The 16,260-nt window shown below is 63.9% G+C and carries 15 protein-coding genes; 8 read left to right on the top strand and 7 right to left on the bottom strand.

The window, feature by feature from the left end; all coding sequences use genetic code 11:
• Positions 1-48 precede the first annotated feature (48 nt).
• Positions 49-813, bottom strand: coding sequence for a hypothetical protein (locus tag OPIT5_01035; protein AHF89061.1), 765 nt, complete (start codon positions 811-813; stop codon positions 49-51).
• Positions 814-901: 88 nt separating this feature from the next.
• Between OPIT5_01035 and OPIT5_01040 the strand changes: the two genes are divergently transcribed.
• Entirely contained in the window at positions 902-1,927 is a 1,026-nt protein-coding gene (locus OPIT5_01040; GenBank protein AHF89062.1) for a LacI family transcriptional regulator, read from the top strand.
• A gap of 29 nt (positions 1,928-1,956) precedes the next feature.
• Here OPIT5_01040 and OPIT5_01045 read toward each other — a convergent pair whose 3' ends face one another.
• Positions 1,957-2,058 carry a hypothetical protein gene (locus OPIT5_01045; GenBank protein AHF89063.1) on the bottom strand — a complete coding sequence of 34 codons (102 nt, stop codon included), beginning with the start codon at positions 2,056-2,058 and terminating at the stop codon, positions 1,957-1,959.
• A 60-nt stretch (positions 2,059-2,118) separates the two neighbouring features.
• Positions 2,119-4,359 carry a primosomal protein N' gene (locus OPIT5_01050; GenBank protein AHF89064.1) on the bottom strand — a complete coding sequence of 747 codons (2,241 nt, stop codon included), beginning with the start codon at positions 4,357-4,359 and terminating at the stop codon, positions 2,119-2,121.
• Positions 4,360-4,528: 169 nt separating this feature from the next.
• On the opposite strand from OPIT5_01050, the gene OPIT5_01055 reads away from it, so the two are divergent.
• From OPIT5_01055 to OPIT5_01070, 4 genes are all read left to right on the top strand, one after another.
• Positions 4,529-5,083, top strand: a complete 555-nt coding sequence (locus OPIT5_01055) for a hypothetical protein (GenBank protein ID AHF89065.1) — start codon at positions 4,529-4,531, stop codon at positions 5,081-5,083.
• 100 nt (positions 5,084-5,183) lie between these two features.
• Positions 5,184-5,657, top strand: a complete 474-nt coding sequence (locus OPIT5_01060) for a Fur family transcriptional regulator (protein ID AHF89066.1) — start codon at positions 5,184-5,186, stop codon at positions 5,655-5,657.
• Positions 5,658-5,784: 127 nt separating this feature from the next.
• Positions 5,785-6,159, top strand: coding sequence for a hypothetical protein (locus OPIT5_01065; protein AHF89067.1), 375 nt, complete (start codon positions 5,785-5,787; stop codon positions 6,157-6,159).
• Between the two features lie 128 nt (positions 6,160-6,287).
• A complete protein-coding gene (locus OPIT5_01070; GenBank protein AHF89068.1) occupies positions 6,288-7,268 on the top strand; it encodes a quinolinate synthetase in 981 nt (326 codons plus the stop codon).
• Between the two features lie 9 nt (positions 7,269-7,277).
• Here OPIT5_01070 and OPIT5_01075 read toward each other — a convergent pair whose 3' ends face one another.
• Positions 7,278-8,042 carry a GntR family transcriptional regulator gene (locus OPIT5_01075; protein AHF89069.1) on the bottom strand — a complete coding sequence of 255 codons (765 nt, stop codon included), beginning with the start codon at positions 8,040-8,042 and terminating at the stop codon, positions 7,278-7,280.
• A 143-nt stretch (positions 8,043-8,185) separates the two neighbouring features.
• On the opposite strand from OPIT5_01075, the gene OPIT5_01080 reads away from it, so the two are divergent.
• Entirely contained in the window at positions 8,186-8,650 is a 465-nt protein-coding gene (locus OPIT5_01080; GenBank protein AHF89070.1) for a membrane protein, read from the top strand.
• Between the two features lie 55 nt (positions 8,651-8,705).
• Here the strand turns inward: OPIT5_01080 and OPIT5_01085 are convergent, their stop codons facing one another.
• Positions 8,706-8,987 carry a transcriptional regulator gene (locus OPIT5_01085; protein AHF89071.1) on the bottom strand — a complete coding sequence of 94 codons (282 nt, stop codon included), beginning with the start codon at positions 8,985-8,987 and terminating at the stop codon, positions 8,706-8,708.
• Positions 8,988-9,122: 135 nt separating this feature from the next.
• Here OPIT5_01085 and OPIT5_01090 point away from each other — a divergent pair, with 135 nt between their 5' ends.
• Positions 9,123-9,866, top strand: a complete 744-nt coding sequence (locus OPIT5_01090) for an N-terminal cleavage protein (GenBank protein ID AHF89072.1) — start codon at positions 9,123-9,125, stop codon at positions 9,864-9,866.
• Between the two features lie 441 nt (positions 9,867-10,307).
• On the opposite strand, the gene OPIT5_01095 is transcribed toward OPIT5_01090, so the two are convergent.
• Positions 10,308-12,563: a polynucleotide phosphorylase gene (locus OPIT5_01095; protein AHF89073.1), complete on the bottom strand. Its 2,256-nt coding sequence runs from the start codon at positions 12,561-12,563 to the stop codon at positions 10,308-10,310.
• A 439-nt stretch (positions 12,564-13,002) separates the two neighbouring features.
• A complete protein-coding gene (locus OPIT5_01100; GenBank protein AHF89074.1) occupies positions 13,003-13,266 on the bottom strand; it encodes a 30S ribosomal protein S15 in 264 nt (87 codons plus the stop codon).
• Positions 13,267-13,632: 366 nt separating this feature from the next.
• On the opposite strand from OPIT5_01100, the gene OPIT5_01105 reads away from it, so the two are divergent.
• Positions 13,633-14,976: an alpha,alpha-trehalase gene (locus OPIT5_01105; GenBank protein ID AHF89075.1), complete on the top strand. Its 1,344-nt coding sequence runs from the start codon at positions 13,633-13,635 to the stop codon at positions 14,974-14,976.
• The last annotated feature ends 1,284 nt before the right edge of the window (positions 14,977-16,260 follow it).

The following is a 16,260-nucleotide window of genomic DNA, read 5'->3' on the forward strand; positions in this document are numbered from 1 at the left end:
GTCGACAGGAAAAGGGCCGGACAGGCCGTGCCATCTGTGGCAGGAGGTTTAGCGGCAGCGAATGCGCGCCCTCGTGCGCCAGAGAGCCAGCGGAATAAAAATCCCGCCGAGAATCAGGGCGCAGGTGGAGGGCTCGGGGATGGCCTGGGTGGCGGTGAAGGAAAAGCTGTCAAACTGGACGTTGGCGCTGTTGGCATAGAGACCGACGCCCGTGAAGGCGGCGCCGGTGTAGGTTACCGAGTTACCCATTTTCGTGCCATCGAGATACGCGGTATAAACCCATGAATCGCCCGTCGTATCCAGTTCGAGTTTCAATACACCGCTTGTTTTGACGGTTGAAGTATTTTGGGCGGAATAGCCGGACGTGTAAAGCGTGGTGCCTTTTCCCTCGTTGCGCAGGACAAATGCCCCGCGATGCAGGCTGGACCCTGAAAGCCCTCCTGTTGCGAATGTCGGCGAATCATCGATCGTGAACGAGATTCCGCCGAAGTATCCATTGGCCGAAGTCCCGGTTTGGGATACATCCACGGTCACGGACAACTCATACTTGAAGCCGTCCTTGAAATCGTAAGCGAGCCATGCGGAACCCGCACCGGCAGTGGAACCGTCGGCCTTGAAATTGGCGTTGGCCGTCCAGGTGAGAGCGGCGCTGCCATCGGACGCCAGGCCGGTGCTCAGGCCGCCGAGAGCGGTAGTGCTGCTTCCGGTGAAGTCGTCTTCCCAGGTCGTGGACGATGTGCTCTGCGCGTGAGCGAGGCTGGCAAGGCCGAGGCAGGCCAGCGTTGCGGCAAGTGTCTTGAATGAGGTTTTCATGATGCTTCGGGTGACTTGAATCTGCTTGTGGATGCCGCGATGCAGGCTTGCGCGAAAGCCCGGGAGCGTTTTACATAAAACGAATCCCATGAGCAAAACCGGTCCCGGCCTCTCCGATATCGCCTCCAGGGCGGGCGTCTCGCGCATGACCGTGTCGCTGGCGTTGCGCAATTCACCGCGTATCCTTCCGGAAACGACAGAACGCATCCGGAAGATCGCCCGCGAGCTCGGTTATTCGCCCGATCCCCGCATGGCGGCGGCGATGGCGCGGGTGCGGGATGCGAAGAAAAAGGAACTGCAGCCGCTGGCCTGGATCAATGCCAACTCCCACCGCAACGCCTTCTCCGAATACAAATGGCTGTCCCCCTACATTGACGGTGCACAGGAAATGTGTCATGAACTCGGATACAGGCTGGACGAGTTCTGGCTGCGCGAGCCGGGCATGACGGAGCGGCGGTTGTCGTCGATCCTTTCGAATCGCGGCATCCGCGGCGTCATCGTCACGCCGACGCTGCCGAGCATCACTCATCTGCGGCTCGACTGGCGACAGTTTGCCAGCGTGTCGCTCGAAAACGCCATCCTGCTGCCGCGCCTGCATCGCGTGGTGCCGGATTATTATTACAACATCATGCTCACGCTCAAGATGCTGCGCCGGCTCGGCTACCGCCGCGTCGGCCTGTGCGTGCAGCAGCTGGAGGCGCGGCGGTCGCATCACAGTTACCAGGGGGCGCTGCGCGTCTTTCACGCGAGCATCCCGCGCACGGAGCGGACCGCCCCGCTGATTTTCCGTCCGTTCGATTTCGGGGAGTTCAGCCGCTGGCTGAAAACCCAGCGACCCGATGTGATCATCGGGCACCATTCGCGCATGGTCGAATGGCTGTCGGAGGCCGGACTGCGCGTGCCGGAGGATATCGGCGTGGCGCATCTTTCGCTCGACGAGGATTGCGCCGACTGGGCGGGCATCTGGCAGCACAAGCGCCGCATCGGCGCACAGGTGGTCGAGCAGGTCGTATCGATGATTCACAACAATCGCACCGGGTTGCCCGATCTGGCGTACGAGACGCTGGTGCCGGGCGCGTGGCGGCACGGGTGGACGCTGCGGAAGCGGGAGTAATACCCGTGGCCTCCAAATCTCCGGATTTTTTACACGAAGGTCGCAAAGAGCGCAAAGGTGGGTACAGGCAACAAAAAGACTCGTTCCGGATCTTCGCGTTCTTCGCGATCTTTGTGTGAAATCAGAAACATCAGGGATACCGGTATCATTTTTCCCGGAAACGTTCGGGAGACTGGCGTTCCCGGCCCCGCTCAGCTCAGATTGACCGGGTCCACGTCGAGCACCTGCACAAATTGCTCGGGCCAGGTAAACGTCGCCCGCAGGCGCGAGAGGTCGGCGACGATGGCGCTGACGTTGCCGTTGATGAAATACCAGAGCTGGAAACGGTACTCGTCCTTTATCTTCTCGATCGGGCATGGCGCGGGGCCGCGCAGCTCGACCCGCGAACCGAGTTCCTTCTCGACGAGCTTCGCCCACTGCTCGGCGAAGAATTGCAGCTTTTCCGGATTCGGTCCGCGGAAGAGATGATGGATCAGATGACGCGCGGGCGGGTAACCGAAATCGTTCCGGATCTTTAATTCGGTCTCCGCGAAGCCGTCGTAATCGGCATGTCGCGAAAACTGGATCGCGCCGGCCTGCGGCGTGAAGGTCTGCACGATCACCTCCCCTGCCCTGTCGCCGCGCCCGGCGCGGCCGGCCACCTGCACGAGAAGCTGGAAGGTGCGTTCGTTGGCGCGGAAATCCGGGACGTGCATCGAGATGTCGGCATCGACGAGCCCGACGAGCGTGACGTTGGGAAAATCGAGCCCCTTGCCGATCATCTGCGTGCCCACGAGCAGGTCGATCTTGCCGGCGCGAAACTCGGAGAGGAGTTGCCGGAAGCGGTTCTTTTTCTGCATCGTGTCCGCATCCATTCTTTCGATACGCGCATCGGGCAGCACGCGGCGGACGGCTTCCTCCACGCGTTGCGTGCCCATGCCGCGCCAGCGGATGTCGGGCGCAGCGCACGAGGGGCAGCGGGCGGGGGCGGTTTTCTGAAAGCCGCAGAGGTGGCAGCGCAGCGTCTCGTCGGCGCGGTGGTAGGTGAGCGACACGCTGCAATGCGGGCACTCCTCGACGTGGCCGCATTTGCGGCACTGCATGGCGCTGGAGTAACCGCGGCGATTGAGGAAGAGGATCGTCTGCTCGCGTTTCGCGAAGCGGTCGCGCATGGCCTCGGCGAGTTTTCCGGAGAGCGTCGTGAAGCCGCGGTTCTGCATGGCCTCGATCCGCAGATCGACAATCTCGATGTGCGGAAGCTGGCGCGTGTCGATGCGCTTCGTGAGCCGGAGGAGCCCGTACTTGCCGGCCTTCGCGTTGGCATGGGTTTCGAGCGAGGGCGTGGCCGAGCCGAGCAGGCAGAACGCGCCGGCGAGCTTGGCGCGCATCACGGCGACGTCGCGCCCGTGGTAACGCGGGGTTTCGTCCTGCTTGTAGGCGGGTTCGTGCTCCTCGTCCACGACGATGAGGCGGAGAGTGCGCACGGGGGCGAAGATAGCCGAGCGCGCGCCGACAACGATGCGGGCCTCGCCGGTCGCGAGCGCGAGCCAGCCGTCCATGCGTTCGCCGTCGTTGAGATGGCTGTGCCAGACCACAACCTTGTTGCCCGGCGCGATGGCTTCGAGGCGACCGCGCAGCCGGGCGACGGTTTGCGGGGTCAGGGCCACTTCGGGCACGAGAAACACCACGCCGCCGCCATCCGCCAGCGCATCGTGGATGGCGCGCAGGTAAACCTCCGTCTTGCCCGAGCCGGTGACGCCGTGCAGCAGCGTGACGCCGAAGGCGCGTGCGGCGAGCGCGGCGACGAGCGCGGTGGCGGCGGCCTGCTGTTCGTCGTTGAGGTTGTGCGGGAGCGCGGCCACGGATTCGCCGTCAGCCCATTCGTCGGCGTAGGCCACGCGCTCGACACGGCGTTCTTCCTCGCGGACCACGCCGCGTTTCACGAGCGCGTTGCTGGCGGCGGCGGTGATGCCGAGGCGGGCAAGAATGAGCGATTTTTTCTGCGGCCGAAACTGGTCGCGCAGGAAACGGTAGAGTTTCGCCTGGGCGGGGGCGCGGTGTTCGAGCCGGGCGAACTCCTCCGGATCGAGCGGCGTGGCGATGGAGAGGAGTTTTTCGTACTTGAGCCCGGCGGCGTTGCGGACGGCGGCGGGCAGCATGGTTTCGATAATGCCGTCGAGCGGCGCGGCGTAGTAGCCGGCCATCCAGCGCGCGAGTTGCAGCAGGTCCGGCGGCAGGGCGGGGAACGGATAGACGATGTCGGCCAGCGTCTTGAGTTTCGCGACCGGGAAATCGATCGGCGTGTCGATCTCGCCGACGATGGCGAGCCGCAGGCGGTTGAGGATCGGCACGCGCACGAGCATCCCGACCTGCACCTGCGCGCCAAGCGACTCCGGCACCTTGTAGTGCAGGAGCTTGTCGAAACCGGCCAGAGGATGGACGCCAACGGTCATGATGCGGGAGCGCGCGCGGAGCGCGAGTGCGGAGGGCGTTTGAGGCACAAGCGGGCGGCGCGTGCAAGCGCGGGACGCGCGGCGGGGCGGAAGGAACCGGCGGCGCAAGACAAGGCGCACGGACAGCGGGAGGATTGACGTTTTCCGGGGAACGGACATGGTTTTGCGCATGCCTGCCACTCAAGCACCTCCGGTTACGCGCCACGATTACGCGCTCCTTCCCGAAGGTCCGCCGTATTTCCAGCTCATCGAAGGCGATCTTTATATGGCTCCCTCACCCAACCGTTTTCACCAGGCGACGAACCGTGAACTCTTCTATGTTCTGGAAGATTACCTTAAACGCAATCCGGTCGGAGAACTGTTTTGCGCCCCCTTTGACGTCTACCTGTCCGACCTCAACGCCTACCAGCCCGACCTGCTTTTCATCCGCAAGGAAAACCTCGGCATCGTCAAGGACCACGGCATCGAAGGCGCGCCCGATCTGGTGATCGAAATCCTTTCTCCCGCGACCGCCAAATACGACCTCGGCCCCAAGCGGGCCATTTACGCCCGCACCGGCGTCCAGGAACTGTGGATCGTCGATCCCGCCCGGCGCACGCTCGCCCTCTACCGGCTCGGCGAGGATGCCGCCACCCCGATCGCCACGTTCAGCGAGTCGCAAACCTTCTCCAGCACGTTTTTCCCCGGCCTGACCATCGCCCTCGCCGACGTTTTTATCACCTGACCGGCGGGGTTTCCCCCGGCGCTCCGGCCGCCAGCCGCCGTCTTCGCCGGTTCATCCGCGACATTGACAGCCGGCCCTCCCCTCCCCGAAATCCCTCCCTGTGAGCAACGACGCTGCCCGCGAAAAATTCAAATCCTACCTCGGCACCAAAGGCCTGCGCGTGACCAACCAGCGTCTCGCCATCTTCGAGGCTGCCTTCACGCAGGAGGAACACTTCACCGCCGAAGAGCTGCTCGACCATGCGCGGGCCATCGACGACTCCGTCTCCCGGGCCACGGTCTACCGCACCCTGCCGATCATGATCGAGAGCGCCCTCCTCCGCGAGGTCGATATCGGCAAGAACCTCAAGTACTACCACCCCAACAAGGACAACAATGCCCAGGTCGCCCAGGTGATCTGCGTGGATTGCGACAAGATTTTCGAGATCAGCGCCCCCTTCATGGAGTGGTACGGCAGCACCGTGTCCTCCAAACTCGGGCTCACCCCCGTCTCCCAGCGCCTGCAGGTCAACGCCCACTGCAACAAGCTCAAGCAAACGGGCGCCTGCGAACATCGCACCGGAACGAAAGGCTGAACCGGACCGCCCGAAGCCCGGAAGGCCGCCGCACCCGCCAGCATCTGCCGGTGCGGTCCCCCTCCCCTCCCCCTCCCGGTTTCCGCTTTCAGCTTTTCAGTTTTCAGCATTCCAGTTTTTTCCGCCCATGGCCCGCAAGGAAGACATCTCGTTCGACATCAGCTTCTACGAATCCGTGCTTCGCCGCGATTCGTCCTACACCGAGGTGATCGAGCTCCTCGGCGGCCTTTACACCAAGGCCGGCCGCATCGCCGACGGCCTGAAAATGGACCGCAAGCTCGTGCGCCTGCAGCCCGACAACGCCACCGCCCACTATAACCTCGCGTGCAGCCTCGCGCTCATGGAACGGCCCTCCGACGCGCTCCGGTCGCTTGCGGATGCCGTGGAGCGCGGCTACGATGACCCTGCCTGGATGGCAAAGGACACCGATCTCACCTCGCTGCACGGACTCCCCGAGTTCGCCCGCCTGCTGGCCGAAGTGAAAAAACGCCAATCCGCCTGAAACACCTTTTGCCGCCAGCGCCGGTGCCGGCGCCGGCCGGCCGGGCGGCCTGCCTGCCGCCAAACCCGGCCTGTTTTTTCCCGACTTCCCGTTTTCCCGACCGACTACCGACCACCGACCGCCAACCGATGCCCGCCACTCTCAACTACGAACCGCTGATCGTCGCGCCCCGCCGCACCACTCCGGTTCTCACGCCGATCCAGGAGGAAATCCTCGCCCTCAAACGCGAGCGCAACGCCGTCATCCTCGCGCACAATTACCAGATCGAAGCCATCCAGCAGGTCGCCGATTATGTGGGCGACTCGCTCGGCCTCTCCTGGCAGGCGCAGGCGGCGCAGGCCGACGTGATCCTTTTCTGCGGCGTCCACTTCATGGCCGAGACGGCCAAGATCGTGAACCCCGCCCGCACCGTGCTCCTGCCCGAACTCGAGGCCGGCTGCTCGCTCTCGGATTCGTGCCCGGCCGAACGCCTTGCCGCGTACAAGGCCGCGCACCCCGAGGTTTACGTCGTCGCCTACATCAACTGCTCGGCCGCGGTAAAAGCCCTTTGCGACGTCATCTGCACCAGCGGCAACGCCATGAAAATCGTCAGCAAGGTGCCGGCCGACCGCGAAATCCTCTTCGTGCCCGACCAGAACCTCGGCCAGTGGGTGCAACAAAAAACCGGGAGGAAAATGCGTCTGTGGCCCGGAAGCTGTTACGCCCACGTGCAGTTCACCACCCAGGCCATCGAAAGGATCCGCGACCGCTTCCCCGGCGCACCCGTTGTCGCGCACCCCGAATGCGTGCAGGCCGTCCGCGACCTCGCCGACGAAGTGTGCTCGACCGAACTGATGGTCAAGTTTGCCCGGGAGACGCCGTCGGACGAAATCATTGTGGTAACCGAGAGCGGCATGCTGCACCGCCTGCGCAAGGAAGTGCCACACAAGACCTTCATCGCCGGCCCCACCGACACCTGCGCCTGCAACGACTGCCGGTTCATGAAGATGAACACCATCGAAAAGGTACGCGACGCGCTCAAAAACATGGCGCCCGAAATCGACGTTCCCGAACCGATCCGCACCCGCGCCCTCGCGCCGATCCAGCGCATGCTCGACTGGAGCCGGTGACGGCCGCGGTCACTCGGCCACCAGGAACTTCGCACCGGCCGACTGGATGGCGCGCGAGATCGGTGTGGCCGGAGACTTGTCCGTCACGATGGTGAAACGCGGCTCGAAGGGCGCGGTGAGGCTGAGCGCCTTCCGGCCGAATTTCGAACTGTCGAGGGCGAAGATCGTGCGCTCCGCCGCCACCAGCATCTTGCGCTGCACGGCCACGATCAGAGCATTGTGATTCCACACCCCCGCCTCGGTGATGCCGGCGCCGCCGAGGATCGCGAGGTCGGCGTGGATCTCCTCCAGTGATTTCTCGCAAAGCGGGCCCACCAGCGCGCCGAGCCGGTTGTGGATGCCGCCGCCGGTGACGATCGTTTCGAGCGAACCGATTTCGCTGAACAGCCCGGCGATCGGCAGCGAATTGGTGATGACCTGCAGGCGCTTGCTCACGAGCAGCCGCGCCACCGCATAGGTGGACGTGCCGCTGTCGAGGATCACCGTCATGCCCGGCTGCACCTGCTCCGCGATGGTGCGGGCGATCACGTGTTTCTCGTCGGCCTGACGTTCGTCGCGGGCGATGAAATCGTACTCGCGGGCCAGTTCGTCGGTCTCGATCAGCGACGCGCCCCCGTGGTGCCGGCGCAGCACGCCGCGCCCGGCGAGTTGGTCGAGCGCGCGCCGCACCGTGGACAGCGAGATCGAAAAACGCTCCGCCAGCGTGTGCAGGTCGGCATACTTGTGTTCGCGGATGAACCGCTCGATGAGATCGATGCGCTGTTTGTTGGTCACGGGAAGAGGATGAGGCTGGAAATCCGGAGCTGGACACCGCCGGCCGCACAAAAATGACTTGCCGGCAGGCAGCGCCCACGCCGCCACTCTGCTATTCCCGGAACAAACTTCCAATTTCGAATTTCAAACTTCAATTCTTCCTCATGAATCATCCGTTTCTCCAGTTGCTGGTGCGCTGGGTCGTGCTCGCCCTGGGGGTCACGATTTCGACCAAAGTGCTCCCCGGCATCCGTTGCGACAACCTGACCACGCTCGTGGTCGTGGTGCTGTTGCTCAGCTTTTTTAATGCGGTGCTGCGTCCGCTGCTCGTTCTGTTCACCCTGCCGTTTATCGTCATGACGATGGGCCTCGGGCTCATCCTGATCAACGCCCTGCTGTTCATGCTCGTGGGGCGCCTCGTCCGGGGATTCACCGTCGAGCACTTCGGCTGGGCGATCGGCGCGGCGCTGATCGTCGGCGTGACCAACCTCGCCATGAGCACCCTCATGCGCCGTCCGCCCGGCAACGGCAGCGGCGGATCTTCCGGCGGAGGCGGCAGCGTGACGTTCCGCGGGTCGTTCCGGCGCGGCGGGCAAAAGGACAAGGATGCCGACGTGATCGACGTGTGAGACCGGTGGCCTTTTGAGGCATTCCCTTCCTTCCGGCAGGGGGGAATGAGGCAGGTCAGCCTTTCGGCCCTTCATCCTTGGGCTGCCTTGCGGCGGTTTCGGCCCTGCGGAGCAGTTTGGGGAGATTGAGGCTGAGGGCGTCGGTCATGCGCAGAAGCGTATCGAGCGTGGGCATGCGCGTGCCGCGCTCCACATAGCTGATCATGGGCTGGGACAGGCCCGCGCGCCACGCCACCTCTCCCATCGACATCCGGGCCGCTTCCCTTTCCTCACGCAGTATCCGTATTACCTCCTGGTAAATCCGTTCCCGTCGCAGATTGGCCTCCTTGGCGTTCACGGGGCGAACTAAAGTGATGGTTTTTGCTTGACTGGCTCCAAACTATAATTTGGAGTTTATCTCAGCAAAACACAGGGAATCAGATAGATTTATTTCTAATGGTCTTCGATTTCATGTATTTTGAACCCAAATCACATGAAGAAAAATAACATCCCCGATTCGCGACGCTTATCCGCGTCTGCATTCACGCTCATCGAATTACTCACGGTCATCGCCATTATCGGCATTCTGGCCGCGATCATCATCCCGACGGTCGGAAAGGTCCGCGAGTCGGCGAAAAAGATCGTCGCGCTCAATAACCTGCGGCAGATCGTCCAGGCCTCGCTCATCTACGCCAGCGACAGCAACGACAGGCTGCCGGGAAAGGAAAACCATACTACGTCAACTCCCGCCGCTGGCGCCGAGGGCGACAAGACGCTGGCAGGCGTCTGCTTCCAGCTCGCCTATGCCGGCGGCCTCAACGACGGCTCGATCTGGTTCGCCGGCGCGGATGACAACGGAACCAACAACAAGGACGTCTCTACCGTCATGGACAAGGACAAGGCCGCTCTGGAAAGCAATTTCGACTACACGGAGACCAGCTACGAGTACGTGGTCGGCCTCATGGCGACCGATCCTTCCACGACTCCCGTCGCGTTCACCCGCAGCCTGACCAAGACCGGCTGGGACGATGGCCCTTGGAAAAAGGATGGCGGGCACATCGGTTTCCTCGGCGGCAACGTCGGCTGGTATTCCACCGCCACCATCAAGGCGGGCAAGACCCTGATCCAAGGCGGAGCGGGCACGGCAGGAGATCTCACCGACGACATCACACTCACGCTCCCGAGCTCAACCAACTGCGACATTTACAAGCCGGCAGCAGCAGCGACGACTCCCTGAGCCTGGCGGCGGGAGGAGCATCTCATTTTCCACTGGCGCACGACGGTGTCGTGTAAACGTCAAATACCGCATTTGCCTCAATGGGGGCCGGTCCTTTCCAACGTCATAGGGGGGGATTGGCAGCGTGCGCCGGTGGTCCATTTTATTTTCCGATTCTGATCGCTGTGGCGCGGGCGTCTCGCCCGCATCCGTTACCTCTCCGCAGCGGCTGAAAACACACCGGCGGCGCTCCGCGCCGTCCACGGCCAGGATGGCCGTGCCACTCCGGATGCGGGCGAGACGCCCGCGCCACTTCAAGGCCGTCTGCGTAACATCCGTTATGATCCCGACCGGCGCAGCGGCAGGAATGCCGCCGCTCCGACAAACCCTCCCATGAAAAAGGCCGGAAGCGTTGTGCGCTTCCGGCCTGAATGATCGAGACAGGCGGTTGTCCGCAGGCGGTCAGCCCTGCTTCTCTTCGCTCGACGCGGCGGCGACGGCTTCGGGAGCGGCCTCGGCGGCGGGCGTTTCGGTGGCCGGAGCTTCGCCTTCGGCGGAAGCGGGTACGGCGGGCTGCTGCTGCTCTTCCAGTTCCTTCATCGCGGCGCGGCGGGAGAGGCGGACCTTGTTGGTGCGCTCGTCGATGCCGATGCACTTGACGGTGATCGAATCACCCACCTTGACGACATCCTCGGTGCGGCGCACGCGGAAGTCGGCCAGTTCGCTGATATGGCAGAGGCCTTCCTTGCCGGGGAGGCACTCGACGAACGCGCCGAATTCCTTCACCCCGCTGACGCGACCGGTGTAGATCTTGCCGACCTCGATCTGCGAACCGCCGCCGCACAGGGCGTCGATTTCGCTGATCGCCCGGTTCATCGAATCGGCGTTGTTCGAGTAGATGAACACCTTTCCGGAGTCGTCGTCCGAGATGTCGATCTGTGCGCCGGTGGTCTCGACGATGCGGCGGATGGTCTTGCCGCCGGGGCCGATGAGGAGGCCGATCTTTTCCGGATTGATCTGGATCGTCTGGATGCGGGGGGCGTAGGCGCTGAGCGTCTTGCGCGGGGCCGGGATGGCCGAGAGCATGAGCTTCAGGATCTCGATGCGCGCGTCGCGGGCCTGGAAGATCGCGGTCCGGGCGATCTCGATCGGGAGGCCGTTGATCTTGAGGTCGAGCTGGAAGCCGGTGATGCCCTTGGTGGTGCCGGCGAGCTTGAAGTCCATGTCGCCGAAGTGGTCTTCCTCACCGAGGATGTCGGTGATCGTGACCCAGTTGTCGATCGAGCCGTCGGGCTTGTTGCTCGTCATGAGGCCGCAGGAAATGCCGGCGACGGGAGCGATGATGGGCACGCCCGCATCCATGAGCGCAAGGCAGCCGCCGCAGATGGAAGCCATCGAGGTGGAGCCGTTGGACGCCATGATGTCGGAGACGAGGCGGATGGTGTACGGGAACACGTCCTCGGGCGGGAGCACGGGGACGAGGGAACGCTCGGCGAGCGCGCCGTGGCCGATCTCGCGACGGCCGGGGCCGGTGAAGCGGCCGGTCTCGCCGACGGAATAGGGCGGGAAGTTGTAGTGGAGAATGAACGACTTCGACGTGGCGCCGCCGGTGAGGCCGTCCATGTCCTGCGCTTCCTTGGTGGGGCCGAGGGTCGCGGTGACGAGGCCCTGGGTGTCGCCGCGCTGGAAGAGGGCGGAACCGTGGACGCGCGGGAGAACGCCGACTTCGGAGGCGATGGGACGGAGGCTCTTCGCATCACGCTTGTCGGCGCGGACGCCGCGCTCGAGCACGGTGGCGCGGTAGGCCTTGTACTGGAGATCCTCGAACACGATCGAGATGTCGTGATCGGCAAAATTGCCTTCGCCGAGTTCGGCGAGGAGGGCGGCCCGGGCTTCTTCCTTGAGGGCGTTGATGTTGGCGCCGCGGACCTGTTTTTCGAAACCGAAAATGGCTTCGGAGACACGCTGCTGCGGGACGACGCGCTCGATGATGGCGCGGGCCTCGGGCTTGGCGACGACGAGCGGGAAAACGGCCTTGGGCTTGCCGGCCCGGGCCGCGAGGTCGCGGATGGTGGCGATGATGGGCTGGATGGCCTGGTGGGCAAACTCGAGGGCCTCGATGAAGCGCTCTTCCGGGAGCTGGTCCGCGGAGCCTTCGATCATGAGCATGTCCTTCTCGTTGCCGACGTAGATGAGGTCGAGCGTGGAGGAGAACATCTGCTCGATGGTCGGGTTGGCGACGAACTGGCCGTCGATGAGGGCGACGCGGACGGCGCCGATGGGGCCGTTCCAGGGGATGTCGGAGATGGCGAGAGCGGCGGAAGCGCCGTTGACCATGGCGATGTCGGCCTCGTGGATCTGGTCGGCGGACAGGAGGAGGCCGATGATCTGGACTTCGTTGAGGAAACCTTCGGGGAAGAGCGGGCGGCAGGGGCGGTCGCAGAGGCGGGAGGTGAGGATCTCCTTCTCGGAGGGCTTGCCTTCGCGCTTGAAGTAGCCGCCCGGGAAACGGCCGGCGGCGGAGTATTTTTCGCGGTAGTCGACCGTCAGGGGAAAGAAGTCCTGGCCGGGGCGCATGGTCTGGGCGGCGGTGGCGGAGACGAAGACGTTGGTCTCTCCGACGGTGACGGTGACGGCGCCGTTGGCGAACTTGGCCATGTCGCCGGTGGTGAATTTGATCCCGAGTCCCGGGACTTCTACGGTTTGCTTGTTGTTCATTATCTTTACGTTACTTTCTGTTTATTTTCGTTCGGACGGGGTGCGGCTCCGGTGTGTCTGTTTTTGGGGAACCGCGCGGTCTGTCTTCGGATGTGTTATCTGTCGTGTGCGGCGCGCGAAGTGAATGAGGCGCGCGTTACGGGTTTTGTTGGACCGGACCCGGGCGACATGAGGCCGCCGGGGTGCGGCGATGGTCCTGCGGCAGGGAGCCGTCAGGAAAGTGGAACAATGGGTGTGAAATCAGGAACGGGTGACCCGTCTCAAATTCCCGGGAGCTTCGAGAGATTTCCGGTTGGCGTCCTGCGCGGCTGGCGGGCGGAGGGCGGCAATCGGAAATGTCCCGGAAGACTCGGCGCGAGCGTCTTTGCGGCGGCGGATGGCGCGGGGGGCAAAGACAACGGGCGACCCGCGGATCGGGTCGCCCGTCTTCGAGAAAGGCTTACTTGCGAAGGTTGAGCTTCTGGAGGAGCTCGGTGTACTTGTTGAGATCGTGGCGCTTGACGTAATCAAGCAGCTTGCGACGGCGGGAGGCCATCTGGAGCAGGCCGCGGCGGCTGTGGAAGTCTTTCCGATGCGTGCGCAGGTGCTCGGTGAGGTGGTTGATGCGGGCGGTCAGCAGCGCGATCTGGACTTCGGAGGAACCGGTGTCCTTGTCGTGCGTCTTGAACCGGGTGATGATTTCGGGCTTGGCGATTGTTGACATAGTGTTGGTTTATACGTGGTTAACATGATCTGAGGGAACCTTTGCAGGTTCCGTGCCATCCGCGGGCGGGGCGGAGTTTCCGCACCGTTTTGCCGACGGCACCGTTCCAATCCGGCGGAGGCCGGACCAGACATGGTGGAGACCCGTAACCGCACGGATCTTCACTAACGCAAGGGGAGAAGTTCCCGGATCGGCGCGGGCGGGGCAAGCAGTTTTTTTGCCGCCGGCCGCGAAGGCTGGCACGGACGATACCTGCCCTCTGCCCCGCGCCGCTCGCGGAGCGGGGGGATGGTGCCCGTTCAATAAATTGAACGGTGCTTCCCTTGGCAGGGCGCCTCCCCTTCCCCATGGCTGGGGGCATTTCCCATGATCGACCCGGCCTCGTTCCTGCATCCCGAAACCATCGCTGCGATCAAGGCGTTCATCACCGCCCGCTGGGATGAAACCGTCCGCACCTCGCCCGAAGACCGGGATACGCTGATCGGCTTGCCCTTTCCCTACACCATCCCGTGTCGGCGCGACGCCTTCCAGGAGCTCTATTACTGGGACACCTGGTTCACGGCCGTCGGCCTGCTCGGCACCGGTCGTGCCGGGCTGGCAGTGGACAACACCCGCAACCTGCTCGCCCAGGTGCGCCGTTTCGGTTTTGTGCCCAACGGCAACCGCACTTATTACCTGAGCCGATCGCAGCCGCCCTACCTCGCGCCGCTGGTCGATCTGGTGGCGTCGGCGACGGGCAACCGGGAACTGGTGCGCGAGGCGGTGCCGCTGCTGGAACGCGAATACGCATTCTGGACCACCCGCCGCCAGTCGCCGGCGGGGCTCTCGCATCACGGCAACCACGCGACACGCGAGGAGCTGATCGAGTTTTTCCCGACGGTGCGAAACCGGCTGGGCATGCCCGATGCACGCGCCGAGGACCACCTCGACCTGGCGTCACGCACGATGGCGGAGTGCGAAACAGGCTGGGATCTCAATTCGCGGTTCGACCGGCGATGCCCGGATTTTTGTCCGGTCGATCTCAACAGCAACCTGTGGCTCTACGAAACGCTGCTCGCAAGGTGGGCGGGAGATGCGGGCGATGCCGGCGGACGCGCGGCGTGGCTGGAACGGGCGGACCGGCGTCGCGAGTTATTGAATACGCTATGCTGGGATCAGGATCGCGGCGTGTTTGTGGACCATGACCACGTCAACCGACGGCGCAGCGAAGTGCTGACCGCGGCGACATTTCAGCCGCTGTGGACTGGGCTGGCCGACGCGCGGCAGGCGGCGTCGGTGGTGGAGAAGGCGCTGCCGGTGCTCGAGTCGGCATTTGGCGTGGCCTCGGTCGAGCCGGCGAAGAGTCCGGGCGTCTTTCAATGGGACTTCCCGAACGGCTGGCCGTGTATCCAGCTTCTCGTCTATCGCGGCCTGGAGCGTTACGGTTTCCGGAAGGAGGCCCGGCGCGTGGCCGAAAAATACGTGGCCAGCGTCTGCCGGAGTTTTGCGGAAAGCGGCGATCTTTGGGAAAAATACAACGTTCTCGACGGCACGCAGCACACGGTCGAGGAGGCGGGTTACCTCATCAATCCGGTCAACCTCGCCGCGGAGAAAGAGGACGGCAACGGAAGCCCGGGCACGGCGGCCACCCGGGAACCGCCCGCCATGATGGGCTGGACAGCAGGCGTGTTCATTGACGCAGTGAATTATCTGGCCGGGGAATCCGTCTGATGGTGCTTCCGGCCGGATCGATTTGCAGACGGAGTTTTGACCGGGCGGCGACGGAGGACGTCGCCGCTTCTTTTTTCAGGGGAGGCTGGCCCGAAAAATCCTGGTGAGTTGCTCTGGCGAGAGCGCGCCGGAGGCGCCGCTCGTGGTGCCGTAGATGGCGATGTCGTCCATCAGGCCCTGGAAGGGACGCGTGGTGTCACCTGCGGTGGAGTTGTTGCCGAGAAGGAGCTGGCCGCCGAAGGGTTTTGTGGGGCCGGCGGTGATGGTTTCCGTCCCGGCTTCGGCAAGAGCGCCGGAGGCGGGCGTGCCGATGTAGAACTTCACGTTGTCCGCGCTCTGCGTGGCGTCGTAGGTGACGGCGAAAAACATCCAGTTGCCGACCTCCGTATAGGTCGTCTGGCTGCGGGCGGTCTGACGGTCGCCGTTGCCGACGACTTGCAGGGCGAGTTGGTTGGCGCTGCCGGCCATGAGGGCTATTGTATCTGATACGATGATACGCGCGGAGCGGTCGAGCGCGACGGAGGGCTTCAGCCAGCCGGTGAGCGTGAACGAAGAGAGGTTGCCGAGGGAGCGGAGCCCCGCGGCACTGGACCAGACCACGCCGACGGGGCCGGTTGAATTGGGTTGGGTCGCGCCCATGCCCGTGGCGCTCGTCAGGTCGAGGGCGTAATCGCCTTCGCGTCCGCTGACGCCCTGCTTGTTATCGCTGAAGTGGCTGGCGGCCTTGCCGCCGTGATCGACCAGGGTGAGCGTGGCTTCATCGGCAGAGCCATTGCTTTCGACATTCACGCCGGCGCCTTTGTTGAAATCCCACGACATGAGGGGGGCGTTGGCGGCATTGGCGTTATCCGATGCTTGCCAGGCGGCGGCAGGTGCGTCGGCGGAGGCGGGACCCGGCACGGCGATCGCGGTGAGGTCGGCGGCGGTGACAATGGGGATGTCGTTCTGTTGCAGGAAATCGACGAGCTTCACAAAAGCCGCCCAGCGGGTGTCGTCCCATTGGTTGGGGTGGCCCTGGAGAACAAAAAAAGCGCGGCGGGAAGAATATTTATGGTAGGCAGCGGCCAGGGCATCGGGGTTGGGAACGAAGATCGGGTTTTCGATATTGGCCTCGCCGATCCGGTCGAGGAGGAGCTTGCCGGAACCGCGATTGGAAGGCCCGCCGTACAGGAAGATTTTCATGTCGGGATCTTCCGCGAGGACGCGGTCGGTGTTGCGGTCGGTGGCATTGAAGGGGGCGCCGAAGGTCTCGAACGCAAAGCCCAGTTTTTCGCGCGCGAGTTT

Source organism: Opitutaceae bacterium TAV5, assembly GCA_000242935.3.
Taxonomy (GTDB): Bacteria; Verrucomicrobiota; Verrucomicrobiia; order Opitutales; family Opitutaceae; genus Geminisphaera.